The sequence below is a fragment of the Mycolicibacterium sp. P4_G11 genome, from assembly GCF_056555145.1.
The window spans coordinates 275,286-300,494 of sequence record NZ_JBFUJW010000005.1 but is presented as its reverse complement, the minus strand read 5'-3'; the positions used below and the strand labels follow the sequence as shown (position 1 = coordinate 300,494).

Genomic DNA, 25,209 nt, shown 5'->3' with positions numbered 1-25,209 from the left:
TGAAGCGGATATTTGAATCATGGAGAAAATCTCGCTGACCGCTCTGGCGCGCCAGCATCTGGATATCGCGCGGGATGGGAACGGTGGGCGCAGTGCTCACACGATCTTCGGCGGCCACGAGCACGCGTTGCGGCAGACGCTGATCGCTCTCGCCGACGGCAACGAGTTGGCCGAACACGAAAGCCCCGGCGAGGCCACGCTTCAGGTGCTGCAGGGCCGGGTGCGGCTCGTCGCCGAGCAGGCCAGCTGGGACGGTATGGCCGGTGACCACCTCATCATCCCGTCCACCCGGCACAGCCTGAAGGCGCTCGCCGACTCGGTGGTGCTGCTGACGGTGGTCAAACAGCCTGCGCGTTAGGTGGAATGAACGTCATCGCACGCTCGGCGAGCGCGGTGATGGTCAGACTCGGATTGGCACCCACATTCGCCGGGACGGCTGCACCGTCGGTGACCAGCAGGTTTTCGTAGCCGAACACGTGGTTGCGGCTGTCGACCACGCCCGTCTCCGGAGAGGCGCCGATCACGGCGCCACCGAGGATGTGGGCCGTCGACGGGATCGCGAAGATGCCCTCCGTCACGCCGGTGTAGGGAACGCCGCCCATCCGCCGAGCGAACCATTTCGCCGCGTCGTAGGCGGCCGGCACGAAATCCGGGTTGGGGTTGAGCGGGTCCTGCTCGGTCGTCAGCGCCACGTTTCCGTTCGGCAGCCGCATCTTGACCTTCAGGCGCATCGCGTTGTCGATGGACTGCATGACCAGCAGGATGATCGTGCGGCGTGAGGTGCCCTTGATCTTCCACGCGGCCAGGGCTGCCTTCGGGTTCTTCGCCGCGGCGGCCAGGAAATGAAGTGGCCTGGTGCCGCGCTTGCCGGCCTCGATCATCAGGTTGAACAGCATCGACTGGGTGTCGCCGCCCTTGCCGTACGTGACGACCTCGATGTGGGTGGTCGGGTCGGTGTAGATACTCGACGTGATCGCGATCGAGTGGGTGAAGTCGTCGGGGTAGTCCTCGGGCGCCATCACCGCCATGATCGATTCGCTGTTGGTGCGCACCACATACCCGAGGCGGTCGGAGATGTTCGGGAGCGAACCGCTGAGCTTGCAGCGCTGCAGCAGCCGGTTGGTGCCCAAGGCCCCGGCCGCGACGACGACGCCGCGGGCACGCAGCGTCTCGCTGGTGCGCTTGCCCAATGCGCCGCTCTTGCGGTGTGTCACTTCATATCCCGCTGAACCGTCGTCGTCGAGCGGCTTGATGTCGGTCACCGTACGCTCACTGAAAATGCGGACGCCGAGCTTCTCGGCGAACCACAGATAGTTCTTCCGCAACGTGTTCTTCGCGCCGTGGCGACAGCCGACCATGCACGAACCGCATTTGATGCAGCCCGTCCGGTCGGGTCCGTCGCCGCCGAAATACGGGTCCGGCACCGTCCGGCCCGGCTGCCCGAGGAACACGCCCACGTGCGCACGGCGGTAGGTGTCGCCGACGCCGATCGACTTGCCGTACTCCTGCAACAGCAGGTCTGCCGGTCCGTCGTCGTCGTACTCGACGACGCCCAGCATCCGTTCGGCCTCGTCGTAGTGCGGCGCCAGCTCGGTTTCCCAGTCGGCCAGGCCCTTCCACTGCGAGCTTTCGTAGAAATTCGGGAACGCCCGGTAGAGCGTGTTCGCGTAGCCGAGGCTGCCACCACCGACACCGCAGCCCGAGCCGATGAAGATGTCCTTGAACAGCGTCAGCCGCAGGATGCCGCGCATCCCGAGCTGCGGCGCCCAGTAGTAGTTCTTGGCGTCCTTGGTCTCGTCCGCGAAGTCGGCATCCTCGAAGCGCCGCCCGCATTCGAGAATCGCTACGCGGTAACCCTTTTCGGCCAAGCGCAGCGCCGAGACGCTGCCGCCGAAACCGGACCCGATGACCAGCCAGTCGTAGTCGTACGTCATCTGTGACCTCCGCAATCGGCGAACTGCGAAGAGCCTATGCCCTGATTGCTGGGACTGACTAGATAGCGGGCCCCAGCAGGTCGTCGGCGTCCTTGATGACGTAGCCGTAGCCCTGCTCGGCCAGGAAGCGCTGCCGGTGTGCGGCGTACTCGGCGTCGAGGCTGTCGCGCGAGACCACCGAGTAGAACACCGCGCCGCCGCCGTCGGCCTTCGGGCGCAGCAACCGGCCCAAGCGCTGGGCCTCCTCCTGCCGCGACCCGAACGTGCCCGAAACCTGAACGGCCACAGATGCTTCCGGCAGGTCGATGGAGAAGTTGGCGACCTTCGACACCACCAGGGTGCGGACCTCACCGCGCCGGAACTGATCGAACAGCGCTTCGCGTTCGGCGTTCTTGGTCGAGCCCTGGATCACCGGGGCGTCCAACTCCTGGCCGAGTTCCTCCAACTGGTCCAGATAAGCGCCGATCACCAGGGTCGGTTCATCAGGATGACGGGCCAGGATCGACTTCACCACCGCGATCTTGGTGTGCGCCGTCGAGCACAGCTTGTAGCGCTCCTCGGGCTCGGCCGTCGCGTACGTCATGCGCTCGTTCTCGGTCATGGTGACCCGCACCTCGACGCACTCGGCCGGGGCGATCCAGCCCTGCGCCTCGATGTCCTTCCACGGGGCGTCGTACCGCTTGGGCCCGATCAGGGAGAACACGTCGCCTTCGCGGCCGTCTTCGCGAATCAGGGTGGCGGTCAAGCCAAGTCGGCGCCGGGACTGCAGATCGGCAGTCATCCGGAACACCGGCGCGGGCAGCAGGTGCACCTCGTCGTAGATGATCAGGCCCCAGTCGCGGCTGTCGAACAGTTCCAGGTGCTTGTACTCGCCCTTGGTGCGCCGGGTGATGACCTGATACGTCGCGATGGTGACGGGCCGAATCTCCTTGCGTTCACCGGAGTATTCGCCGATCTCCTCTTCGGTCAGCGAGGTGCGCGCGATCAGTTCGCGTTTCCACTGCCGGCCGGCGACGGTGTTGGTGACCAGGATCAGCGTCGTCGCCCCGGCCTTGGCCATCGCCGCCGCACCGACCATGGTCTTGCCCGCGCCGCAGGGGAGGACCACCACACCGGAGCCGCCCGCCCAGAACGAATCCGCGGCCAGCTCCTGGTAGTCGCGCAGCTTCCAGCCGTCTTCCTCCAGCGCGATCGGGTGCGCCTCGCCATTGACGTAGCCCGCCAAATCCTCGGCGGGCCAACCGATCTTGAGCAGCATCTGCTTGACGCGGCCGCGCTCGGACGGGTGGACGATGACGGTGTCGTCGTCGATCTGGGCGCCCAGCATCGGGGCGATCTTCTTGTTGCGCAGCACCTCGGTGAGCACCGCGCGGTCGAAGCTCACCAAGGTCAGCCCGTGCGCGGGATGCTTCACCAGCTGCAGGCGCCCGTAGCGGCCCATGGTGTCGACGATGTCGACCAGCAGTGGCTGCGGCACCGCGTAGCGGGAATGCGACACCAGCGCGTCGACCACCTGCTCGGCGTCGTGACCCGCGGCGCGCGCGTTCCACAGCGCCAAGGGCGTGATCCGGTAGGTGTGCACGTGCTCGGGCGCACGCTCCAGCTCGGCGAACGGCGCGATCGCCGCCCGCGCCGCCCCGGCCAGCTCATGGTCGACCTCGAGCAGCACGGTTTTATCCGACTGAACGATCAGGGGTCCGTCAGTCATGTGCGATCCATTCCATTACTCGCTCGCAGGCCATCCGATCCATTATCCAGACTCTGGGGAGTGGATCGGATTCCGTCAGTCCGGCGCCACCACCGAGGTCACCCGGTGGATGGCGAATTCGCGGACCCGGCCGGCGGCCGGGTCGTAGGCGGTCAGCTGGCCGCCGCGGACGTTGACCGGCGACACCACCCGCTGCGTGGCGACCCCGGCGGCGTCGACGTAGCCGATCACCACCGAAGACTGGGTGACTGCGGCATCGGTGAGCAGCGAGATCGCGGCGGCCGGGTCCAGTCGCTCGCCGCCGTTGCCGCGGCCGGTCTGGCGCAGGACGGCGACGATCGCGCCGAGCGTCTTCGGGTTCGGCGGCTGCGGGTGCCGGAAGGTGCGACGGTGTATCGGTGTGGACACCCGCGCGCCGAGCGGGCGCAGGTCGACGATGGTGCCCGACCAGTCCTCGGCGGCCGGGGCGAAGCCCGCGGTGCGCAGGCCGGCGAGCACGTCGGCGATCGGCGCCGGGGAGACCGCGACGGTGGGGGCCAGGGCCCGCAGGCTCAGCTGCTCGAGGGTGGGGGAGGCCAGTGCCTGCGCCAGCAGGGCGGGGTCCTCACACCGCACGAACGACGATGCCATGCCCACCCGCAACTGCCCGTGCCGCCGGGCCACGTCGTCGATGAGGTAGCTGAGGCCTTGCGGCACCGGCGTTTTGGAGTGCCGGGCGAACAGGGTGTGGATCTCGCTGGCGGTCCTGCCGGTGTCCAGGGCACGCCGGATGGACTGCTCGCTGATGCGATACACCGTTGCCGCGCCGGCGGATTCGATGTCGGCGACAACCGCCAGCTGATCGGCGAGGTCGCGTTCCAGCGGTCCGGGGACGACGACCGTCAGGTCGGCCTGCAGCAGGAAATGGTCGATGGGGTCGGGCAGTGCCGCGGCCATCGCGGCGGTGACCTCTTCTTCGGGCGCACCCGCCAGCAGCAGCCGGATGGGGCCGGCGATGGCGCCGCGGCCGATCATGCCCAAAGCGTGTGCCTCGGTGAGCAATTCGTCGGTGGGCTCGGGTTGCAGCCGGGCGGTCCAGCGCGGCCGGCGCCAGAGCATCGCGGCGGACGCTGCAGCAGTGTCCATGGTGCTGCCCGGCGGCAGCTCGGCGAGCACCGTCAGCAGCAGCCGGCGGTCCAGCGGAGCCGCCGACGAGTACAGCGCATTGGTCAGGGCGGCATAGGGCTTGCCGTCGGGGCCACGCTTGCCCACCAGGCCGGGCCGGCCCGGCAGGTCCAGCCAAGTGGTGGCGAGCAGATGCCAGCGCGTCGCGGCGCTCGATTCGATGAACCGGTCCGCGGTCACGGTGGGCGCCCAGTAGGGGCCGTCGTCGTAGTCGTCCGAGTCCGGGATGCCCGACGCGATCAGCGTGGCCGACGCGCACAGCTCCAGAATCAGTGACAGCCGGCCTTCGTCGATGCCGGTGACCTTGGTCAGCCGCTTGGCGTCGCGCACCCCGAGGCCGCCGCTGCGCAGCTCGGGAACCGGTGTCGCCGAAAGGGTTTCGAGGACCAGTTCGACCTCGCGCAGCAGGTCGATGGCCGAGCCGGCCGCCGCCGCATCGACGTCCGCCGCCGCCAGCACCGGCGATGACGGAGCCGGTGGAGTCAACGTCGTCGGCGCCGGTGGCTGACCGCGCAGCACCTGGCCGACGAGCCGCGGCAGGATCACCGTCTCGTCATCGATCCGGCGCAGCAGTCCGGCCGCGATCAGCTGTGGCACCGGGCGGTCGTCCGGCGTACCGGGGGCCGCGTCCTTGGTTCGGCCGATCGGTGATCCGTCGGCCAGCCGCTCCAGCAGATCGCGCTGCGGGGTATCGATACCGGCCAGCTTCCCGGCGATGCCGTCGCCGTCAGGGTCTTCGACCGTGACCTGCCCCGGGTACCAGGGCAGCACCGACGCCGCCTCCGAGACCACCCGCACCGAGGTGTCGCCCCACACCAGTCCGCGGGTCCGCAGCTCGTCGAGCGCCGAGGTGACGATCTTCTTGGTGGCCCGGCCGGCCAGCAGTTTGAACAGGGCTCCGGTCGGCACGGAGATGCTGGTGGCCTGCAGCGTCAGCAGCGCGTCCAGCACCGCCAGCTGCAGGAAATCGAGATCGTCCGTCGCGGCTTTGACCGACTGCCGGGACTGGGCCCGGGCGGCCAGCGCCGACAGGGTCGCCGGTGGCGGCTGGGTGAGGTCAGGTCGGGCGCTGAGCAGCTGTACCAGCTGCGCATCCGACATGTCGGCCAGCCAGGAGCCCAGCGGCACACCCGGGGATTCGTCGATCATTGCTGACCAGCGTAAAGCAGCCTCCCGGCCTCGCCAGCGGGCGCGGCGCCTGCCACAATGTCATCCGTGGCTGAGAAGAAGAAGAACCAGTACGTCGACAACGGCTGGCCCGAGGTGGCCGACGACGATCACGCCGTCAGTGAGCTCGCGACGGACCGTACCGGCGCCCTGTCTCCGTTCGGTGACGTGGAGTTCCCGCTGCCGGCCGAGCGGCTGCCGTACATGCACCCGGTCACTGTCGTCAACAAGTAGCCGTGGAGCTCTCGCACCTGGACGAATCGGGTGCGGCCCACATGGTGGACGTGTCCGCCAAGGACGCCACCCGACGCACCGCCGTCGCGGCGGGCGTCCTGCACACCCGCGCTGACGTCGTCGACCTCATCACCAGCGGTGGCCTGCCCAAGGGCGATGCCCTCGCGACGGCCCGCGTCGCCGGCATCATGGCCGCCAAGCGCACGAGCGACCTGATCCCGCTGTGCCACCAGCTGGCGCTGACCAAGGTCGAGGTGGCCTTCGAGACGAGTGCGGGTGCTGCCGATATCGCGATCACCGCGACGGTGCGCACCACCGACCGCACCGGCGTCGAGATGGAAGCCCTCACCGCCGTCAGCGTCGCGGCGCTGACGCTGTACGACATGATCAAGGCCGTCGACCCGGCCGCGCGCATCGATGACATCCGGGTGCTGCGCAAGGAGGGCGGCAAGACCGGTCTCTGGGAGCCGGCGTGAGCCGTACCGCCCGCGTCGTCATCGCCTCGACCCGGGCCGCCGCCGGCGTCTACGAGGACCGCACCGGCCCGCTGATCGTCACCTGGCTCGCTGAGCGCGGGTTCGACGTACCCGCGCCGGTCGTCGTCACCGACGGTGCCCCGGTCGGCGCCGAACTGCGCCGCGCCATTGCCGACGACGTGGACGTCGTCCTCACCTCCGGTGGCACGGGAATCTCCCCGACCGACGCCACCCCGCAAGCCACCCTCGAGGTCCTGGACTACCAGATTCCCGGGCTGGCCGATGCGATCCGCCAATCCGGCCTGCCGCACGTCCCGACCTCGGTGCTGTCCCGTGGTGTGTGCGGCGTCGCCGGCCGGACGTTGATCGTCAACCTGCCGGGTTCGTCCGGGGGAGTGAAGGACGGGCTGGGCGTGCTGGCCGGGGTGCTGGACCATGCGCTCGACCAGCTCAGTGGAAAGGACCATGCCGGGTGATCGTGCTCCGTGCCGACCTCAGTGAATCGCCGATCGACGTCGCCTCCCACGAGGCGCTGGTCGACCACCGCGCCGCGGGAGCGGTCGTGAGCTTCGCCGGCGTCGTGCGCGATCACGACGGCGGCCGTGGGGTGACGCGCCTGGAGTACTCGGCGCACCCGTCGGCCTCGGAGGTACTGGCCGAGGTCGCCGCCGAGGTCGCCGCCGCCTCCGAAGGCGTGCGGGCCATCGCGGTCAGCCACCGGATCGGCGTCCTCAACATCGGCGACGCAGCCCTCGTCGCGGCGGTGTCGGCCGATCACCGCGCCGCGGCGTTCCGGACCTGCGCGCTACTGGTCGACACCGTCAAGGAGCGGCTGCCGGTCTGGAAGCACCAGTTCTTCACCGACGGCACCGACGAATGGGTCGGCTCCGCCTGACTTCCGCCGACTGGCCACTTACGACCCGCGTTCGACGAATATCCGTGCCGTAACTGGCCACTCGGCAAAAGAAATCGCCCCGGTCGATGACCGGGGCGATTTCTCTTTGCATGTATTACGGAGCCGGAGGGGCGTCGACGATCGGGGCCGGGCCGGGCGCCGGAGCGTTCGGCGGGGCCGGGACGCTGCCACCGGGAGTGCCGGTCCGCGTCGAGGCGACGGCGAGCAGGGCGTCACGTCCGGAGATGTCGTTGTTCTGGACCGCGTGCCACAGCTGCTTGAGGTAGCTCATGTTGGCGCTGTCGCCGGTGTCGGTCGGCTCCATGGTCGAACCCGGAGGCAGGTTGGTCGGGCTGGCCAGGTGCGGCGTGCCGTTCGGCGGGGTCTGCAGCGCGGCGGGGGCAGCCGGCGCGGGGGCCGGGGCCGCGGCGTCAGCAACCGGAGCCGGTGCGTCGACGACCGGGGCCGGGTCGGCCGGCAGGTCCTGCTTGGCGTGCAGTGCCCAGACGCCGGGCTCGGCGGGGGCTTCGGTGGTGTCCCAGTTGGCGGCCTGGATCACGGGCGCCGGGGCCTCGACCGGGGCTTCCGGGGCAGGTGCTTCAACGACGGGAGCCTCGGGCGCGGGGGCCTCGGGCACGTCCAGGACCGGCGCCTCGGGGGCGGGGACCTCGTTGACGACGTTGACGATCGTGGGACCCTCGGGGGCCTCAGGTGCGGGTGCGGGCGCGTCCAGCGGAGCGGCGGCTTCCTGCACCGGCGCCGGATCGGCCGGGGTGTTGAGCTCAGGGTTGTCCAGCGTGACGGCCGGGGCCGGCTTCGGGGTGTTCACCACGTTGCGCGGGGTGGAGCTGGAGAGGCCGGTACCGCAGACGGGCCAGGCGCCACGGCCCTGGCGGGCCAGGACGCGCTCGGCGACGGCGATCTGCTGGTCCTTGCTGGCCATGTTCGCGGCCGGGGCGTACTCGCCACCGCCGTGGGCGCTCCAGGTGCTCGGCGAGAACTGCAGGCCGCCCTGGTAGCCGTTGCCGGTGTTGATGGCCCAGTTGCCGCCGGACTCGCAGCGGGCTACCTGGTCCCATTCGCCGTCGGTCGCTGCGCTCGCCTGAGCGGCGAGGGCGATGCTGCCACCGCCGAGAACAGCGCCGGTGAAGGCGATCTTCGCAACGCTGACGCTGGACGTGGTCGGTTTACGGTGGCGTCCACTCATAGAAAAGCAGTCCTCTCGTCAACGCCTGCGAGGTCAGCTGTCGGGTTCGGGCTGGAGAGGTTGCCCGGCCTGCAAAGCAGGCTTCACCCCAAGGAGCCGAGGCTCCTGGTCCTGATTTCTTCGGTGGACCGGTTGGGTCCCCCGCCTCCATCCACGGTTTGTCGTCGGCCGCACTTGATGGATGGAGCTAGGCGTTTCAAGTGCGGGTGCCAAAGGGTCGCTCTGGCTTGAGAGACGACGGTATCGGGTCCGGTGGGTTCCGTCACTTCGGCGGATTTTGGGCGTTTCGGGCCAGGGCAAATTATGAGAGGACTTTAAAGCCGCTGGCTGTTTCGGCGTTTTCGCAGGTATTGACGCCGGTCAGCGGCACCACAGCCAGGTCGTTATCGATTCGTTATGTGAGGCATTTCACAATTAGCCGCCGGCGAAGGGGGGTAACACATCGACCGTCTGAGCTGTTGCGAGCGCGGAGTTCAGATCGCGCACGGCGACGCCGTCGCGCAGAAACGAGCAGCGTGTCAGCACTTTTGCCACATCTGCCCCACGCGTACCAATGGAGTCCACCAGATCGCGGACGGTTACACCCTCAGGAAGCCGCAACGTTTCGGTCTCGATTCCGGTTGCGGCCTTCGCGGCGGCGAAATAGCGCACCGTCACCACCAATTCGGTCAACCTCAGCCGCCGATCGCACTCATCGGGCGGTCCGGCTGGACGAACCCCGGATCGTTGATGCCGTGCCCTGCCGGCTTGGCCCACATCGCCGCCCGCCAGGCGGCCTCCAGCGCGTCGTCGTCGGCGCCGCCCCGCAGCAACGCGCGCAGGTCCGTCTCCTGCTGGGAGAACAGACAGCTGCGCACCTGGCCGTCGGCCGTGAGCCGGGTGCGGTCACACGTGCCGCAGAACGCGGCCGAGACCGACGCGATGACGCCGACGGTGCCGAGCACCGCCCCGTCGTCGTGGACCTGCCAGAGCTCGGCAGGCGCCGAACCCCGCGGCGCCGGGTCCGGGTGGAGGGTGAATTCGGCGCGCAGTGCCGCCAGAATCTGCTCGGCCTGCAGGACCGAACCGCGCTCCCAGTGGTGCCCGGCATCCAGCGGCATCTGCTCGATGATCCGCAGCTGGTATCCGTGCTCGAGACAGAAGCGCAACAGCGCGGGGGCGTCGTCCAGGCCCGTCTGCGGATCGAGCACCGCGTTGACCTTCACCGGGCTCAGCCCGGCGTCCTTCGCGGCAGCCAGGCCGTCGAGCACCTCGGGGAGGCGCCGGCGCCGGGTGATGGCCGCGAACCGGTCCGGGTCGAGCGTGTCCAGTGAGACGTTGACGCGATTGAGCCCGGCCTTCTTCAATGCGGCGGCGCGCTTGGCCAGTCCGATCCCGTTGGTCGTGACGGCGATCGCCGGACGCGGGTCCAGTGCGGCCGCCGCTGCGACCACGTCCTCCAGATGCGGAGACAGCAGCGGCTCGCCGCCGGTGAACCGCACGCCGGTGATGCCCAGACGGGTCACGGCCACCCGGATCAGCCGGGTGAGCTCTTCGAGAGTGAGTAGGTCGGCACCGGGCAGCCAGTCCAGGCCCTCGGCCGGCATGCAGTAGGTGCAGCGCAGATTGCAGCGGTCGGTGAGCGACACCCGCAGGTCGGCGGCGACGCGGCCGTACGTGTCGATCAGCGGCCCGGATTCCGGCGCTGAGCCGACGGGCCGTGCGACGGTGGGCAGACCGAGGGGTATGAGTGTCATTGCTGCCAGGCGGGTGCGGGGTGCGTCTGATCGACCGGCACGATCTGCTTGCCGAGAGGCAGTAGCGACACCGGGATCAGCTTGAGGTTGGCCAGGGCCAGCGGGATACCCACGATGGTCAGGGCCTGGGCGATGGCCGTGACGATGTGGCCGAGCGCCAACCACCAACCGCACAACACCAGCCAGATCACATTGCCGACCAGCGCACCAGGGCGCGGGCCGGGCTTGTCGACGACCGTCTGGCCGAACGGCCACAGCGCGTACACGCCGATGCGCGCCGCGGCGACGCCGAACGGGATGGTGACGATGAGGATGAAGCAGATCAGGGCGGCGAGGAAGTAACCGAGCGCCAGCCAGAAGCCGCCGAAAACCAGCCAAATGATGTTCAGGACCAGGCGCATGTCACCTCCTACAGGTAGAACCTTCAGTCTACTGAGTAATGGGGATGCTGTGATCTGAGGTGGCCGAGTAGAATCAACGTCAACGCGTCCTGCGTCGGTGGGGCGCTTTCGTTATGTAACCGCATGTTGAGAACGAGCAGGTGAGACCAGTGCCAAGCGGCCGGGTTAAGTGGTACGACACGGAGAAGGGCTTCGGCTTCCTCTCTCAGGAAGAGGGCGAGGACGTCTACGTCCGGTCTTCGGCGCTGCCCGACGGGGTCGAAGGTCTCAAGGCCGGTCAGCGCGTCGAGTTCGGCGTCGCCGCCGGGCGCCGCGGTCCGCAGGCGCTGAGCCTCAAGTTGATCGACCCGCCGCCGAGCCTGTCGCGCACGCGTCGCGAGGCGTCGGCCCCTGAGCACAAGCACACGCCCGACGAGCTGCACGGCATGGTGTCGGACATGATCACGCTCCTTGAGGATGCGGTGCAGTCCGAGCTGCGCCGGGGCCGTTACCCGGACAAGAAGACCGCCCGCAAGGTGTCCGAGGTGGTCAAGGCCGTCGCGCGCGAGCTCGACGCCTGATCCCTGCGCCGAACGTTGGCTTGTGTTCGAAACTCGACTGATTTCTCGCACACAAGCCAACTTTGGGCGGGCAGACTGGGGACGTGTCCTACGTCAACCCAGGTACTGAATACACCCGCGACACCAACTACATCAGCACCCGGATCACGGCTGACGGCCGTGACGGTTACCCCGTCGAACCCGGCAGGTACCGGCTGATCGTCGCCAGGGCCTGCCCGTGGGCCAACCGCGCGATCATCGTTCGTCGGCTGCTGGGCCTGGAAGATGTGCTCTCCATTGGCTTTTGCGGTCCGACGCACGATCAGCGCAGCTGGACGTTCGACCTGGATCCCGGTGGGGTGGACCCGGTGCTGAAGATCCCGCGGCTGCAGGACGCGTACTTCAAGCGCGACCGGGACTACCCCAAGGGCATCACGGTGCCGGCGATCGTCGACGTGCCGACCGGCGCGGTGGCGACCAACGACTTCCCGCAGCTGACGCTGGATCTGTCGACCGAATGGACGGCGTATCACCGACCCGGTGCGCCACAGCTGTACCCGGAGCACCTACGCGCCGAGATCGACGAGGTGGCGCGTCGCGTCTATACCGAGGTCAACAACGGCGTCTACCGCTGCGGGTTCTCTGGCTCACAGGAGTCCTACGACGCCGCGTACGACCGGCTGTTCACCGCGCTGGACTGGCTGACCGAAAGGCTCAGTGGCCAAAGGTATCTGGTGGGGGACACCATCACCGAGGCCGACGTACGGCTGTTCACCACGCTGGCCCGGTTCGACCCCGTCTACCACGGGCACTTCAAATGCAACCGGTCCAAGCTCACCGAGATGCCGGTGCTGTGGGCGTACGCGCGGGATCTGTTCCAGACGCCGGGCTTCGGCGACACCGTCGACTTCGTGCAGATCAAGCAGCACTACTACATCGTGCACGCGGACATCAATCCGACGCGGATCGTGCCGAAGGGTCCCGAGCTGGCCGACTGGCTCACGCCGCATGGCCGGGAAGCGTTGGGTGGCAGGCCTTTCGGTGACGGCACGCCACCCGGCCCGGTCCGTGCGGGCGAACAGGTGCCGATCGGCCACGGCGCCTGACCCCTACGCCGAGTGGCCACCTGTGACACGGAAATCGCGAAAACCCGTGCGACAAGTGGACATTCGGCGGTTACGGCCAGACGGTCCGCACCGACCATTCGGCGTGCGGCAGCGGGAACTCGTTACCGTCGGAATCCCTTGCCAGCGTGGGCAGCTGGACGGCGAGCCCGAGCAGCTTGCCGTGATGTGGGTCGACGGTCGGGATCGTCACGGCCAGCCGCTTGTCCGGCCGGAACTCGCTGACCGCCGAGCCGCCGTCCTCGTAGGCGAGCAGCAGCACCCACGGTGCGCGGGCGATGGCCTGCGGCACCGACAGCTGAATCGGATGCCGCGCTGTCACGTGCAGCTCACCCGTCGTCGCGGGGACGTCGCATGCCTTCAGGTGCACGTCGCAGTAGCGGTAGGGCCCGACCCGGGCCAGCTGGCCGTCGGTGAAGGCGCTGATCTCGGGGAAGTCGGGGCCCTGGTGCCGCGTCATCCGCCAGACCAGGACACCGGTGGCCGTCGCAGACAGCACCGCGACCACTGCCAACAGTGCGAGAACTCGTTTCATATCCATCCTTGGCGCGCCCCGGGCGTTGCCGCGGGATCGGGCCGTGGTCCTTCCTGTTCGGCTAATACGGGCCGGTTGCCGCCCAGGCCCGGGATCAATGAGCCTCCGTTGTAGCTCACCAGGGTCTGGGCCAGCCCGGGGATCAGCAGGGCGCTGATCGCGGTGAACCCGACCCAGAGGTCGGTATAGATCAGCACACCGATGGCGCCGCCGATCACCCAGGCCAACTGCAGAACGGACTCGGACCGGCCGAAGGCGGACGCCCGGGACTTTTCGGGCAGGTCGTGCTGCAGTGACGCGTCCAGGGACGCCTTGGAGATCGCCGTGGCCGCCGAGGTGATCAGTGCGGCCGCCGCGGCCACCATCAGATTGCCGGCCACCGCGGCGGCGATGGCGCATGCGGTGACGATGACGGTGGCGCGTACGACCACCTGTGCGGGATGCCCCAGCTTGAGCCGCGCGCTGGCGATGTTGCCTGCGATGTTGCCGATGCCCGCGGCGGCGCCGATGAGGCCGAGGATCTTCAGCTGCTCCCATGCGCCCGCGTCGTGCGACTTGGCGACGAACGCCGGATACAGGAACAGGAATCCGACCAGCGCCTTGATGGTGCAGTTGCCCCACAGCGACGTGATGATGTTGCGGCCCAAGGGCTGTCGCGGAGATTGGTCGTGATGCGGATGCCGGAGCTGCTCGGTCGGCGCGTGGTACGACAGCGTCGCCGGCACCTCGCCCTCGGTGACTTCGACCCATTTGGGGATGCGCATCGTCAGGACCGCACCCGCGACGGCCACGACGGCGACGACGTAGAGCGCGCCCGGCAGGTGCATCAGACCGAAGGTGTACTCGAATGCGGCCGCGAGCCCACCGCCGAGCCCGGTGCCACCCAGCAACCCGAACATGGTGAGCCGGGAATTGACCCGGACCAGGTCGATGCTCGGCGGCAGCACGCGCGGCGTCACCGCACTGCGCAGCACGCTGAACGACTTGGACAGCACCATCATGCCCAGTGCGCACGGGTACAGCACCCAGGGCGGATAACTGCCGGTGGCGCCGTCGTAGTTGCCGATCAGCACCAGTGCCAGCACCACGCGCAGCGCGAACGACACCGCCAGGGCGACCCGGCGGCCGTGCTGCACCCGGTCCAGCGCCGGCCCGATCAGCGGGGCGATCACCGCGAACGGCGCGATGGTGATGAGTAGGTACAGGGCCACCTTGCTCTTGGACTCGCCGGATGCCGCCGCGAAGAACAAGGTGTTGGCCAGTGCGATGCCCATGGCCGCGTCCAGCGCGTTGTTCGCGACGACCGGCCAGGTCAGCGCCGTCAGGCCGGACTTGTCGGCGCCATCGGCGGTGGCGGCGCGATGCACCAGCCCGTACACCTTGGTGCCCATCTCGCGGCTGCGCTGGGCGGCGGCGCGGGTGACGGTGATCTTCTCGCCGCCCGCGGGGCCGCCGCGCCGGTCGTCGTAGTCACGGCGCCGCTCGTCCCGGTCATCGTCGTAGCCACGGTCGTAGCCGGCACCATCGTGGTGGTCGTCGTCGAGCGGCGGCAGCCACCGGTTGTCGCTGTGCGCAGATGAGCCCCGAGGCGGCGGGCGGCGTCGTGAATGATCGGGATCGCTCGGGTAGTTGGCCATGCCGGGATGCTCTTCGTCATGGCGGCGCGGTGGGCGCGGCGGGTAGTAGCGGGGATCTCCCGACCACCCGGCGTCCCGCGGTCCACTCATGAGCACGATTGTTCCCCATGCTGCCGACAGCGGCGCGCAGGCAGGCGGTGTGGCCTTGTCCTGGGTGGTCAGGCAGTATTGATCGCGATGGACACGCCCAATGACACCGAATCGGCAGCCGTGACGCCGGACGAGTCGACGCCGACGGAGGCGCCGGTCGAGGTGCCGGCCGCTGAAGCCGCCGCGGAAACCGTGGAGGCCGTCGAAGTTCCCGCTGAGGCAGTGGAATCCGCCGACGTGCCGGAGACCGTCGACGAGCCGCAGCCGCAGGCCGCTGCCGACGAATCCCCGTCCGCCGAGGTTCCGGCTGTGGAGACCGACGATGCGCCGGAGGCCGAAGCAGCCCCCGAGCCCGAGCCGGTTGTCGAAGAGGCCGACCTACCCGACCTGACCCCGATCCTGATGGGCGCGGTCGATCAGGCCCGCGCCGCGATCATCGAATTCAGTGGCGACGGCGTCGTCGGCGACTACCTGGGCGCCAGCTTCGACGACCCGGCCTCGGTGACCCATCGTTTCCTCGCCTCGATGCCCGGCTACCACGGCTGGCAGTGGGCAGTGGTGCTGGCGACCTATCCGGGCGCCGACCACACCACCGTCAGCGAAGTGGTCCTGGTGCCGGGTCCGGATGCGCTGCTGGCCCCGCAGTGGGTGCCGTGGAATGAGCGCGTGCAGCCGGGTGACCTGAGCCCCGGTGATCTGCTGTCGCCGCTGCCCAACGATCCGCGTCTGGTGCCGGGCTACTTGGCGTCCGGTGACCCCGAGCTCGACGAGGTTGCCGCCGAGGTCGGGTTCGGCCGCAAGCAGGTCCTCAGCGACTGGGGCCGGACGGACGCCGCGCAGCGCTGGCAGGACGGCGACTTCGGACCGAACGCCGCCATGGCGCGCGCCACCCGCCGAACCTGCCGTGGCTGTGGCTTCTTCGTGCCGCTGTCGGGGTCGCTCGGCCTGGTGTTCGGTGTCTGCGCCAACGAGCTGTCCGCGGACGGGCGCGTGGTGTCGGCGGAGTACGGATGTGGCGCCCATTCGGACACGCCGCCGCCGGAGCCCATCGGCTCACCGGCGTTCGAGCCGTTCGACGACGGCGTGCTCGACCTCGGTACTTAGTTCGAGGAGCCTTCGGCCGCGGCCTTGATCCGGCCGAGCGAGGTCTTCATGCCCTCGACCAGTTCCACTTCGAAGTTGGGCACTCCACCCATGAAGCGGTTGATCAGCGTGCTGGAGATCGGTTTCACGGCTTCCGCGTGCCGGCTGACGGTGACCTTGGTACCGGTGCTGGAGGGCTCGAGGTCGTAGGTCCACTCGGTGTTGTTGGTGTTGACCCGGAACGACAGCTTCTGCTGCGGGTCGAGTGCGGTGATGGTCGCGGTCGTCGGCCAGAACAGCGCACCCCGCCGGTTGACGTTGACGGTCTTGGTGCCGACCTTGACGGCGCCGAGCGCCTTCATGGTCCGACACTGCGGGCTCCATTTGGGCATGTTGCCGAGGTCGGAGATCAGCGCCCAGACCTTGGCCACTGGCGCGTTGATGGTGATGTCTGCCTGCAGCAGAGGTGTTTCTCCAGCCATCGGACTCTCCCTTATCGAGACGTTGGGTCAGCGCAGGCCGCGTTGGGCACCACGTGCTCCCCGACGGGCTGCGCTGCGTTGCCACAGAAATATAGATGTGCCCAGTACGCCGACACCGAGGCCCGCGACGGTCACGGGACGCCAGTCGTGCAGGGCCGCGACGGTGAAGGCCAAGACGACCGCGACCAGCCAGCCCACAGCGATCACCACGATCACCGGAACCGGGTCGAGGAGTCGGTCGGGGAGAGCCGGCGGCTGGGGTGCCGCCGGGTGTTCGTGCGCGGGCGTGGCCATCTCCTCTAACGCTAGTCGATCGATCGGTACGCTATCTGCTCGTGACGGACGCCGATGACCGCTTGGCCAATGACCTGTCGCTGGCCGTCGTGCGGCTGGCGCGACAGTTGCGGTTCCGTCGTCCCGATTCCCCGGTCTCCCTGACGCAGTTGTCGGCGCTGGCGACCCTCGCCAAGGAGGGTCCGATGACGCCGGGCGCGCTGGCCACCCGCGAGCGGGTGCGGCCGCCGTCGATGACGCGGGTCATCGCGTCGCTGGTCGAACTGGGGCTGGTGGAACGCAGTTCGCATCCCGACGACCGGCGCCAGGTGCTGGTCGTGGTGTCCCCGGCCGGTGAGGAGCTTTTCGAAGCCGAGCGCCGGGCCGGCATGGAATGGCTGCAGGGACGGCTGGAGAAGCTGACGCAGCAGGACCGCGCGACGCTGCTCGCCGCGGCGGATCTGATGTTCGCGATCATCGACGAAGCCCAGTGAGCGCGGCGCCCGACATCGACGCCATGGACGACGTCATCGTTGTCGACGTCGACGACCCCGCTGATCCGCGGCTCGACGATTTTCGCGACCTCAACAGCGTGGACCGCCGCCCCGACCTGCCGTCGGGCAAGGGCCTGGTGATCGCCGAAGGCGTGTTGGTGGCGCAGCGCATGCTGGCATCGCGGTTCAGCCCGCGGGGCTTCCTCGGCACCGATCGCCGGCTCCGAGAACTGTCCGACGACCTGGCCGGTTGCGGCGTGCCGTACTACCGCGCCAGCGCCGAGGTGATGGCCGAGGTGGTCGGCTTCCACCTCAACCGCGGCGTGCTGGCCGCGGCGCCACGGCCGGTCGAACTGTCGGTGCCCGAGGTGCTCCGGGGCGCCCGCACCGTCGCGGTGCTCGAGGGCGTCAACGACCACGAGAACCTGGGGTCGATCTTCCGCAACGCCGCCGGCCTGGGCGTCGACGCGGTGGTGTTCGGCGCCGGGTGCGCCGACCCGCTGTACCGGCGCGCGGTCCGGGTGTCGATGGGCCATGCTCTGCTGGTGCCCTACGCCCGCGCGGAGTCCTGGCCCGGCGATCTGAAATTGATGCAGGGCAACGGCTTTCACTTGATCGCCATGACGCCGGGGGAGGGGTCCGTGCCGCTGGCCGACGCCCTCGCGCCACTGGCCGATCAGAAGGTCGGGGTGCTGGTCGGCGCGGAAGGTCCCGGGTTGACCGAACACACCATGCGGGCCTGTGAGGTGCGGGCGCGCATTCCGATGTCGCGGGGCACCGACTCGTTGAACGTCGCCACCGCCGCAGCCATGGCGTTCTACGAACGCACCCGATCGGCGGTCTAGATTGGCTCAGATGACCTTGCCGTCGCGCACTCCGTGGGGCACCGGGCTGACGGTGTCGGCGTTCGTGGCCGCGGTGACGGCCGCCGCCATCATCGTCTTGTCCCTCGGGCTGTTGCGGGTGCATCCGCTGCTCGCGGTGGGGCTGAACGCGGTGGCGGTCGGCGGCCTGGCCCCGACGGTATGGAGCTGGCGGGTGCGCCCGGTATGGCGCTGGTTCGTCTGGGGCGCCGGGCTGGGTGTGGCGCTGGGCTGGGTCGCGACACTGGCCATCGCGCTGAGCAGCTAGCCCCGCCCGCCGTTGATCCTGCGGCTATGGCACACAAGTGCGAGTAGCCGAGACCGTCAGCGCGGAGTCAACCCGAGAAACGCAGGGTCAGCGCTGGCCGTTGGCCCGCACGCCCAGCAGGACGTCTTCCCAGGCCGGAATCTCGGGCTTCTTCTTGCGCGGACGCGCCGCGGGAGCGGCCGGCTCGGGAGTCTCGGGGGTTTCGACCGCGGCAGCCGGTTCCGGCACCGGGATGGGCTCGGGTGCCGGCGGGGCGACAGGCGCCGCGGGCACCGGAGGAGCGACGGGAGGCGGCGTCATGACGACCACCTGGGCAGGCACGGGTTCCGGAGTGGGCTCCGGCTCCGGCACGAAGGCGGGCATCGGGATCTCGGCGACCGATTCCTCGAAGCGCAGCTGCGGGAGCGGTGCCACCGACCGCAGGGCCGGGCGGGTGTAGTTCGGATCGATGAGCTCGGTTGCGGCGTCGTCGAACGCGGTGGTGGTGCCGCCGTGGGCGCCCGGGCTGAACCGGAAGTGCGCGATGTTGTCGGAGCGTCCGGCCTTCCAGCCGAACTGCACGGTCCACCGGCTGTCCTCGTTGCGCCAGGCGTCCCACTTGGTGGCCTCGGGATCGAGGCCGCGGGCGATCAGCGCACCTGTCACCGTCTCCAGCAGGGTCAGCACCGACGGACCGTCGGGCAGGATCGGGTGCGACGCGGTGGCGAGCTCGGCGGCGCGGGACCGTTCCAGCAGCACAGGGTGAGCGAAGCGCATGACGCGCTCCGGCGTCACGCCGGCGGCCGCGGCGAGCTGTTCGACGGAGGCGCCGGCCCGGATGCGGGACTGGATGTCACGGGGGCGCAGGGTGTTGGGCACCTCGACCTCGACCTCGATCTGCGTCTGGTTGCTGGCGGCCCGGTCGCCGCGGACGGCGGCCTTCAGGCGATTATCGACGCGCACCACGAATTTCTCTGCGGTGTCGGCGGTTTCGCAGATGATGCGCTTGCCGTCGGCGTCGAGTCCGACGAGCGCAGCTCTTGCTGAGCTGCGCGCCTCGGTTGCTGGTTCAGATCATGCGGAGAGCCGCGCTACAGCCGTTCCACGACCCAGTCGACGCACGCCGTCAGCGCGCTGATGTCGTCGGGGTCGACGGCCGGGAACATCGCGACGCGCAGCTGGTTGCGGCCCAGCTTGCGGTACGGCTCGGTGTCGACAATTCCGTTGGCGCGCAACACCTTTGCCACCGCGGCGGCATCCACATCGTCGTTGAAGTCGATGGTGCCGACGACCTGCGACCGCAGCGCCGGATCGGCGACGAACGGCGTGGTGAACGGACGCGACTCGGCCCACGAGTACAGCCGCTGCGACGAATCGGCGGTGCGCTTCACGGCCCAGTCCAGGCCGCCATTGCCGTTGAGCCAGTCCAGTTGCTCGGCGAGCAGGATCAGGGTCGCGATCGCCGGGGTGTTGTAGGTCTGGTTCTTGAGGCTGTTCTCCACCGCGATGGGCAGCGACAGGAAGTCGGGCACCCAGCGGTCGGTGGCGGCGATCTGCTCGACGCGGGCCAGCGCGGCAGGGCTCATCACGGCGATCCACAGCCCGCCGTCAGAGGCGAAGTTCTTCTGCGGCGCGAAGTAGTAGGCGTCGGTGTCGGCGATGTTGACCGGCAGGCCGCCGGCGGCCGAGGTGGCGTCGATGGCGACGAGCGCGTCACCGGCGGGACGCTGGATCGGCACCGCGACACCGGTCGAGGTCTCGTTGTGGGCCCAGGCCACGACGTCGACGTCCGGGTCCGACTGCACCGCGGGCGCGCTGCCGGCGTCGGCCTTGATGACGATCGGGTCGCCGACGAACGGGTTCTTGGCGACGCACGATGCGAACTTGCTGCTGAACTCGCCATAGGTGAGGTGCAGCGAGCGCTTGTCGATCAGGCCGAACGCGGCGGCGTCCCAGAACGCGGTCGAGCCGCCGTTGCCGAGGATGACCTCGTAGCCGTCGGGGGTGGAGAACAGTTGCTTGACGCCGTCGCGCACGCGGCCGACCAGGTTCTTGATCGGGGCCTGGCGATGCGAGGTGCCGAACAGGTCGCCGGCGGCGGCCAGGGCGGTCAGCTGCTCGGGGCGAACCTTGGACGGGCCGCAGCCGAAGCGTCCGTCGGCGGGCTTGATGTCGGCGGGGATGGTGAGCTCAGCCATGGGTGTCAGCGTAGTTGCAGGTCGCCGCCTCGTTGTCGTGGGGGATCCGGCTGCTTATCCGACGGCTCTGCCGAATCGCGTGACCGGGATCACAATGTAGGTAGAGATGTGTGACGACGGGCACTAGTTTCTAGGTGATACCTGCGGTACCGTTCGACACAAGGCAGCCGAATGTAAAGCTCACAATGAAGCCCTGGGAGGCTCAAAATGGCTCGTACCCGCATGATCCGTCGCTGGCGTCGGAACATGGATGTCCTGGACGACCAGGGCTACGTCGAGAAGCTCGCCACGCTGTCCGAGGGGTCGGTGCGGCGCAACTTCAACCCGTACACGGACATCTCCTGGGACTCGCCGGAATTCGCTGTGGTGCCGAACGACCCGCGATGGATCCTCCCGGACACCGACCCGCTCGGTGGTCACCCGTGGTACCAGGCTCAGTCGCACGAGCGTCAGATCGAGATCGGCATGTGGCGCCAGGCCAACGTCGCCAAGGTCGGTCTGCACTTCGAGAACATCCTGATCCGCGGCCTGATGGAGTACGCCTTCTGGGTCCCGAACGGGTCGCCCGAATTCCGGTACTGCACCCACGAGGCCATCGAAGAGGGCAACCACACCCTGATGTTCCAGGAGATGGTCAACCACATGGGGGTTGACGTCCCGGGCATGCCGAAGCTGCTCAAGTGGATTCAGCCAGTGATCCCGCTGGCCGCCGGCCCGGCGCCCATCCCGTTCTTCTTCGGTGTGCTCGCCGGCGAGGAGCCCATCGACCACACCCAGAAGAACATCCTGCGTGAGGGCAGCGAGCTGCACCCGATCATGGAGCGGGTCATGGCCATCCACGTGGCCGAAGAGGCCCGGCACATCTCGTTCGCCCACGAGTACCTGCACAAGCGCGTCCCGGAGCTGAGCCGCTGGAAGAAGTTCTGGCTGTCGCTGTTCGTGCCGCTGACCATGCGCATCCTCTGCTCGGCGATCATCGTGCCGCCGCGCGTCTTCTGGAAGACCTTCGACATCCCGAAGTCGGTGCGCGACGAGCTGTTCTTCGACGCTCCGGAGTCGCGCATGTTCCTGCGCAATATGTTCTCCGACGTCCGCATGCTGGCGTACGACACCGGTCTGATGAACCCGCTCGCCAAGCTCGTGTGGAAGCTCTGCAAGATCGACGGCCCGCCGAGCCGGTACCGCAGCGAGCCGCAGCGCCAGCACGTCGTGGTCGCTGCCTGAGCATTTAGGTAACTCATGCCGCACGTCATTACTCAGTCGTGCTGTAGCGATGGTTCATGCGTTTTCGCATGCCCGGTGAACTGTATTCACCCGTCCCCGGACGAGCCGGGTTTCGCTACCGCCGAAATGTTGTTCATCGATCCCGCTGCCTGCGTGGACTGTGGTGCCTGCATCACGGCCTGCCCGGTCGGCGCGATCCAGCCCGACACGAAGCTGACCGAAGCGCAGCTGCCGTTCATCGAGCTCAACGCGTCCTTCTATCCGAAGTACGAGGGCAAGCTGCCGCCGACGTCGAAGCTGGCGCCGGTGCCTGATGCCCCGGCGGTGGACCAGCGGCCGCACGGTCCGCTGCGGGTCGCGATCGTCGGCTCCGGGCCGGCCGCCATGTATGCCGCCGACGAGTTGTTGACCCAGAGCGGGGTCCGGGTCAACGTCTTCGAGAAGCTGCCGACGCCCTATGGGCTGGTGCGTGCCGGGGTCGCCCCCGACCACCAGAACACCAAGGGCGTGACCCGGCTGTTCGACCGGATCACCGAGCGTCGCGGGCTCGACTTCTACCTCAACGTCGAGGTGGGTCGGGACGTCACGCACGCCGAGCTGTTGGAGCACCACCACGCGGTGCTGTACGCGGTGGGCGCGCCGAACGACAAGCGTCTCGACATCGAGGGCATGGAGCTGCCGGGAACAGGCACCGCCACCGAGGTGGTGGCCTGGTACAACGGGCACCCCGAGTTCTCGCATCTGCCGGTTGATCTGGGCCACGAGCGGGCGGTGATCATCGGTAACGGCAACGTCGCGTTCGACGTGGCCCGCATCGTGACCGCCGATCCGGATGCGTTGGCGCGCACCGACATTTCCGATCATGCGCTGGCCGCACTGCGCGACTCGAAGGTGCGTGAGGTGGTCATCGTGGCGCGGCGTGGCCCGATCCACTCCGCGTTCACCCTGCCCGAGCTGATCGGCCTGACGACGACCTGCGACGTGGTGCTCGACGCCGCGGACCACGAGCTGGTCCGCCGGGACCTGGAAGCAGCGACGGACGCGCTGACGCGGCACAAGCTCGAGATCCTCGCCAAGCTGGCCGACAGCTCCGCGCCGCCGACCCGCCCGCGGATTCGGTTGGCCTACCAGCTGACCCCGGCCCGGGTACTCGGCTCGGACAAGGTCACCGGTATCGAGTTCACCGTGACCGGCACCGACGAGGTCCGTCAGCTCGACGCCGGCCTGGTGCTGACGTCAATCGGCTACCACGGCAAGGCAATTCGTAGTCTGCCGTTCGACGACGCCGCCGGCGTGGTGCCCAACGACGAGGGCCGCGTCATCGATCCGACCACCGGTGAGCCGGTCCGCGGCAGCTATGTGGCGGGCTGGATCAAGCGCGGTCCGACGGGCTTCATCGGCACCAACAAGTCGTGCGCGGCGCACACCGTCGACCGGTTGGTCGCCGACTACAACGCCAGCCGTCTCGGTGAGCCCACTGCGAGAAACGGTGCGCTGCAACAACTCATCCGCGACCGGCGGCCAGAAGTGGTCGACATGGCGGGGTGGCGGGCCATCAATGCGGCCGAGATCGCCCGCGGCGGGGCAGACCGCCCACGGGACAAGTTCATCGACGTGTCCGACATGCTGGCCGCTGCCGCCAGCGCACCGAAGCCGACGCTGCGTCAGCGTCTGCTCGGCGCCTTCTCTTGACAGTGATTTGTGCACGATTTTMCGCGCCCGCCGCGGAAAATCGTGCACAAACCCGAATCGCTAGCCCTGCTGGGCTGCCATCGCCTCGGCGATTTCCTCGGGGCTGACGACGCGCACGGTCTGCGCCAGCGACCAGTGGTGCCCGAACGGGTCTTCCACCTGGCTGTAGCGGTCACCCCAGAACATGTCGGCCGGGGCCATCAATTCGGTGGCGCCGGCGTCGAGGGCGCGCTGGTATGCCGCGTCGACATCGGGGACCTGCAGGTGGATGGTCACCGGCGTGCCGCCGAAGGCCTTCGGGGTCTGCGACTTACCGCCACACATCTCGGGGAAGTCGTCGTTGAGGTAGACGTTCGCGCCGTTGATGGTCAGCGCGGCGTGCATGAGCTTGCCGTCGGGGCCGGGCACCCGGCCCAGCTCGGTGGCGCCAAAAGCCTTGACGTAGAAGTCGATTGCGGCGGCACCGTCGCCGACGACGAGGTGCGGGGCGAGGAAGGTCTGGGACTCGGTCATCGTGTTCTCCTCAGAGCGGTACTGCGTGGATTGGGGTCAATCGTTATGACCATCCCCAACGCTACTTCTCATCGGTGACAAAAAATTGAGCCCGAAATGTCAGCTGTGCTTGATGCTGTCCCAGCCGGCGACGGAGTCCGCGGACCGTGGCTGCGGGCCGACGTAGATGGCCGCCGGGCGGACCAGCTTGCCGAGCCGCTTCTGCTCGAGGATGTGGGCGCACCAGCCCGCGGTGCGGCCGCAGGTGAACATGGCGGGCATCATCGCGCTGGGCACCTGGGCGAAGTCCAGGATCACCGCGGCCCAGAACTCGACGTTGGTCTCGATGGCCCGGTCGGGGCGGCGCTCGCGCAGCTCGGCCAGGGCGGCTTGCTCGAGTGCGGCAGCCACTTCGTAGCGCGGGGCGTCCAGGCGCTTGGCGGTGGCGCGCAGCACGCGGGCGCGTGGGTCCTCGGCGCGGTACACGCGGTGCCCGAAGCCCATCAGTTTCTCTTTGCGGTCCAGGATGCCCTTGACCACGGCACGGGCGTCGCCGGTGCGCTCGGTCTCCTCGATCATCGGCAGCACCCGGGCCGGGGCGCCGCCGTGCAGCGGGCCGCTCATGGCGCCGATGGCGCCGGACAGCGACGCGGGCACGTCGGCTCCGGTGGACGCGATGACGCGCGCGGTGAAGGTGGACGCGTTCATGCCGTGCTCGGCGGCGCTCACCCAGTAGGCGTCGATGGCCTCGATGTGCCGCGGGTCCGGCTCACCCTGCCAGCGGGTCATGAAACGTGCTGTCACAGTGGAGCATTCGTCGACGACGCGCTGCGGTACGGCGGGCTTGTAGATCCCGCGGGCCGACTGCGCGACGAACGACAGCGCGGTCACCGAGGTCTGCGCCAACTGGTCGCGGGCAGTGTCGTCGTCGATGTCGAGCAGCGGCTGGAAACCCCACATCGGGGCCAGCGTCGGCAGCGCGGCCTGGACGTCGACGCGGACGTCGCCCGAGTGCACGTGCAGCGGGAAGGGTTCGGCGGCCGGCAGGCCTCGGCCGAACTCGCCGTCCACCAGCAGGGCCCAGACGTCACCGAAGGTGACGCGGTGGCTCACCAGGTCTTCGATGTCGACGCCGCGGTAGCGCAGCGCGCCGCCGTCCTTGTCCGGTTCGGCGATCTCGGTCGTGAAAGCGACGACGCCTTCCAGCCCGGCGACGAAGTTCTCGGGGATCTGCGGCGTCGACACTGACGTGGTTCCGGTCATGCCGAAATTGTTCCACTAGTCGATGGGCGTGGGGCTACCGGCCGGTAACTA

Annotated in this window: 27 protein-coding genes, 1 pseudogene and 1 riboswitch; of the genes and pseudogenes, 13 read left to right on the top strand and 15 right to left on the bottom strand. The window is 68.7% G+C overall.

What is annotated here, in order from left to right:
* The first annotated feature begins 19 nt into the window (after positions 1-19).
* A complete protein-coding gene (locus AC1U2B_RS12680; RefSeq protein WP_418003591.1) occupies positions 20-358 on the top strand; it encodes a cupin domain-containing protein in 339 nt (112 codons plus the stop codon).
* Here AC1U2B_RS12680 and AC1U2B_RS12675 read toward each other — a convergent pair.
* From AC1U2B_RS12675 to AC1U2B_RS12665, 3 genes are all read right to left on the bottom strand, one after another.
* The gene (locus AC1U2B_RS12675; protein WP_480217062.1) at positions 339-1,934 is read right to left on the bottom strand and encodes an FAD-dependent oxidoreductase; all 1,596 of its coding nucleotides are present in this window, start codon (positions 1,932-1,934) and stop codon (positions 339-341) included. The two genes, AC1U2B_RS12680 and AC1U2B_RS12675, sit on opposite strands and share 20 nt — an antisense overlap.
* Before the next feature lie 58 nt (positions 1,935-1,992).
* Positions 1,993-3,642 carry a DNA repair helicase XPB gene (locus tag AC1U2B_RS12670; RefSeq protein WP_071286711.1) on the bottom strand — a complete coding sequence of 550 codons (1,650 nt, stop codon included), beginning with the start codon at positions 3,640-3,642 and terminating at the stop codon, positions 1,993-1,995.
* Positions 3,643-3,717: 75 nt separating this feature from the next.
* On the bottom strand, positions 3,718-5,955 hold the full coding sequence (locus AC1U2B_RS12665; protein WP_480217061.1) for a helicase-associated domain-containing protein: 2,238 nt from the start codon (positions 5,953-5,955) through the stop codon (positions 3,718-3,720).
* A gap of 57 nt (positions 5,956-6,012) precedes the next feature.
* Between AC1U2B_RS12665 and AC1U2B_RS12660 the strand changes: the two genes are divergently transcribed.
* The 4 genes from AC1U2B_RS12660 to AC1U2B_RS12645 are packed head-to-tail and all read left to right on the top strand — an operon-like array spanning position 6,013 to position 7,578.
* The gene (locus AC1U2B_RS12660) at positions 6,013-6,207 is read left to right on the top strand and encodes a hypothetical protein (protein WP_043988086.1); all 195 of its coding nucleotides are present in this window, start codon (positions 6,013-6,015) and stop codon (positions 6,205-6,207) included.
* Between the two features lie 2 nt (positions 6,208-6,209).
* Positions 6,210-6,683 (top strand): cyclic pyranopterin monophosphate synthase MoaC, encoded by a 474-nt coding sequence (gene moaC, locus AC1U2B_RS12655; RefSeq protein WP_082068106.1) that lies wholly within the window; start codon positions 6,210-6,212, stop codon positions 6,681-6,683.
* Positions 6,680-7,159, top strand: a complete 480-nt coding sequence (locus AC1U2B_RS12650; protein ID WP_043390525.1) for a MogA/MoaB family molybdenum cofactor biosynthesis protein — start codon at positions 6,680-6,682, stop codon at positions 7,157-7,159. Before moaC ends, AC1U2B_RS12650 begins: the two co-directional genes overlap by 4 nt.
* Positions 7,156-7,578: a molybdenum cofactor biosynthesis protein MoaE gene (locus AC1U2B_RS12645; protein WP_480217060.1), complete on the top strand. Its 423-nt coding sequence runs from the start codon at positions 7,156-7,158 to the stop codon at positions 7,576-7,578. Before AC1U2B_RS12650 ends, AC1U2B_RS12645 begins: the two co-directional genes overlap by 4 nt.
* Positions 7,579-7,693: 115 nt before the next feature.
* Here AC1U2B_RS12645 and AC1U2B_RS12640 read toward each other — a convergent pair whose 3' ends face one another.
* The 4 genes from AC1U2B_RS12640 to AC1U2B_RS12625 all read right to left on the bottom strand — a co-directional run bounded on the left by AC1U2B_RS12640 (position 7,694) and on the right by AC1U2B_RS12625 (position 10,922).
* Positions 7,694-8,785: a transglycosylase family protein gene (locus AC1U2B_RS12640; protein ID WP_480217059.1), complete on the bottom strand. Its 1,092-nt coding sequence runs from the start codon at positions 8,783-8,785 to the stop codon at positions 7,694-7,696.
* Between the two features lie 7 nt (positions 8,786-8,792).
* Positions 8,793-8,965, bottom strand: a riboswitch (cyclic di-AMP (ydaO/yuaA leader).
* A 234-nt stretch (positions 8,966-9,199) separates the two neighbouring features.
* Complete coding sequence (locus AC1U2B_RS12635; protein ID WP_418003585.1) at positions 9,200-9,457, bottom strand: MoaD/ThiS family protein; 258 nt, start codon at positions 9,455-9,457, stop codon at positions 9,200-9,202.
* A gap of 2 nt (positions 9,458-9,459) precedes the next feature.
* Positions 9,460-10,521: a GTP 3',8-cyclase MoaA gene (gene moaA / locus AC1U2B_RS12630; protein WP_480217058.1), complete on the bottom strand. Its 1,062-nt coding sequence runs from the start codon at positions 10,519-10,521 to the stop codon at positions 9,460-9,462.
* Positions 10,518-10,922 carry a YccF domain-containing protein gene (locus tag AC1U2B_RS12625; RefSeq protein ID WP_480217057.1) on the bottom strand — a complete coding sequence of 135 codons (405 nt, stop codon included), beginning with the start codon at positions 10,920-10,922 and terminating at the stop codon, positions 10,518-10,520. The genes moaA and AC1U2B_RS12625 overlap by 4 nt, the downstream gene beginning before the upstream one ends.
* A gap of 149 nt (positions 10,923-11,071) precedes the next feature.
* Between AC1U2B_RS12625 and AC1U2B_RS12620 the strand changes: the two genes are divergently transcribed.
* Complete coding sequence (locus tag AC1U2B_RS12620) at positions 11,072-11,482, top strand: cold-shock protein (RefSeq protein ID WP_043390536.1); 411 nt, start codon at positions 11,072-11,074, stop codon at positions 11,480-11,482.
* Between the two features lie 83 nt (positions 11,483-11,565).
* Positions 11,566-12,567: a glutathione S-transferase family protein gene (locus tag AC1U2B_RS12615; protein WP_480217056.1), complete on the top strand. Its 1,002-nt coding sequence runs from the start codon at positions 11,566-11,568 to the stop codon at positions 12,565-12,567.
* A gap of 70 nt (positions 12,568-12,637) precedes the next feature.
* Here AC1U2B_RS12615 and AC1U2B_RS12610 read toward each other — a convergent pair whose 3' ends face one another.
* Both AC1U2B_RS12610 and AC1U2B_RS12605 read right to left on the bottom strand, forming a co-directional pair.
* Positions 12,638-13,120, bottom strand: coding sequence for a DUF2771 domain-containing protein (locus AC1U2B_RS12610; RefSeq protein ID WP_043390538.1), 483 nt, complete (start codon positions 13,118-13,120; stop codon positions 12,638-12,640).
* A complete protein-coding gene (locus tag AC1U2B_RS12605) occupies positions 13,117-14,847 on the bottom strand; it encodes an MFS transporter (protein WP_480217055.1) in 1,731 nt (576 codons plus the stop codon). The genes AC1U2B_RS12610 and AC1U2B_RS12605 overlap by 4 nt, the downstream gene beginning before the upstream one ends.
* A gap of 402 nt (positions 14,848-15,249) precedes the next feature.
* On the opposite strand from AC1U2B_RS12605, the gene AC1U2B_RS12600 reads away from it, so the two are divergent.
* Entirely contained in the window at positions 15,250-15,951 is a 702-nt protein-coding gene (locus tag AC1U2B_RS12600; protein WP_480217297.1) for a DUF3027 domain-containing protein, read from the top strand.
* Here AC1U2B_RS12600 and AC1U2B_RS12595 read toward each other — a convergent pair.
* Entirely contained in the window at positions 15,948-16,412 is a 465-nt protein-coding gene (locus AC1U2B_RS12595; protein WP_480217054.1) for an SRPBCC family protein, read from the bottom strand. The two genes, AC1U2B_RS12600 and AC1U2B_RS12595, sit on opposite strands and share 4 nt — an antisense overlap.
* A 27-nt stretch (positions 16,413-16,439) precedes the next feature.
* Positions 16,440-16,706, bottom strand: a complete 267-nt coding sequence (locus tag AC1U2B_RS12590; protein WP_043983892.1) for a DUF2530 domain-containing protein — start codon at positions 16,704-16,706, stop codon at positions 16,440-16,442.
* A gap of 41 nt (positions 16,707-16,747) precedes the next feature.
* Between AC1U2B_RS12590 and AC1U2B_RS12585 the strand changes: the two genes are divergently transcribed.
* From AC1U2B_RS12585 to AC1U2B_RS12575, 3 genes are read left to right on the top strand one after another with little or no spacing between them, the layout of a single operon-like run.
* Entirely contained in the window at positions 16,748-17,179 is a 432-nt protein-coding gene (locus tag AC1U2B_RS12585; protein WP_480217053.1) for an Rv0880 family HTH-type transcriptional regulator, read from the top strand.
* A 23-nt stretch (positions 17,180-17,202) separates the two neighbouring features.
* Complete coding sequence (locus AC1U2B_RS12580) at positions 17,203-18,024, top strand: TrmH family RNA methyltransferase (RefSeq protein WP_480217296.1); 822 nt, start codon at positions 17,203-17,205, stop codon at positions 18,022-18,024.
* Between the two features lie 10 nt (positions 18,025-18,034).
* Complete coding sequence (locus tag AC1U2B_RS12575; RefSeq protein WP_043390551.1) at positions 18,035-18,310, top strand: DUF2537 domain-containing protein; 276 nt, start codon at positions 18,035-18,037, stop codon at positions 18,308-18,310.
* Positions 18,311-18,397: 87 nt separating this feature from the next.
* On the opposite strand, the pseudogene sepH reads toward AC1U2B_RS12575, so the two are convergent.
* Both sepH and serC read right to left on the bottom strand, forming a co-directional pair.
* A pseudogene (sepH, locus tag AC1U2B_RS12570) lies at positions 18,398-19,336 on the bottom strand (septation protein SepH); the annotation flags it as partial.
* A 44-nt stretch (positions 19,337-19,380) separates the two neighbouring features.
* Complete coding sequence (gene serC, locus AC1U2B_RS12565) at positions 19,381-20,487, bottom strand: phosphoserine transaminase (RefSeq protein WP_043390555.1); 1,107 nt, start codon at positions 20,485-20,487, stop codon at positions 19,381-19,383.
* 207 nt (positions 20,488-20,694) lie between these two features.
* On the opposite strand from serC, the gene AC1U2B_RS12560 reads away from it, so the two are divergent.
* Together AC1U2B_RS12560 and AC1U2B_RS12555 are read left to right on the top strand one after the other, a co-directional pair.
* A complete protein-coding gene (locus AC1U2B_RS12560) occupies positions 20,695-21,711 on the top strand; it encodes an AurF N-oxygenase family protein (RefSeq protein WP_043390557.1) in 1,017 nt (338 codons plus the stop codon).
* A 15-nt stretch (positions 21,712-21,726) separates the two neighbouring features.
* Positions 21,727-23,403: a 4Fe-4S binding protein gene (locus AC1U2B_RS12555; RefSeq protein WP_480217052.1), complete on the top strand. Its 1,677-nt coding sequence runs from the start codon at positions 21,727-21,729 to the stop codon at positions 23,401-23,403.
* A 60-nt stretch (positions 23,404-23,463) separates the two neighbouring features.
* Here the strand turns inward: AC1U2B_RS12555 and AC1U2B_RS12550 are convergent, their stop codons facing one another.
* On the bottom strand, positions 23,464-23,916 hold the full coding sequence (locus AC1U2B_RS12550; RefSeq protein ID WP_480217051.1) for a VOC family protein: 453 nt from the start codon (positions 23,914-23,916) through the stop codon (positions 23,464-23,466).
* Between the two features lie 99 nt (positions 23,917-24,015).
* On the bottom strand, positions 24,016-25,158 hold the full coding sequence (locus tag AC1U2B_RS12545; protein ID WP_418003575.1) for a citrate synthase 2: 1,143 nt from the start codon (positions 25,156-25,158) through the stop codon (positions 24,016-24,018).
* Positions 25,159-25,209: the final 51 nt, after the last annotated feature.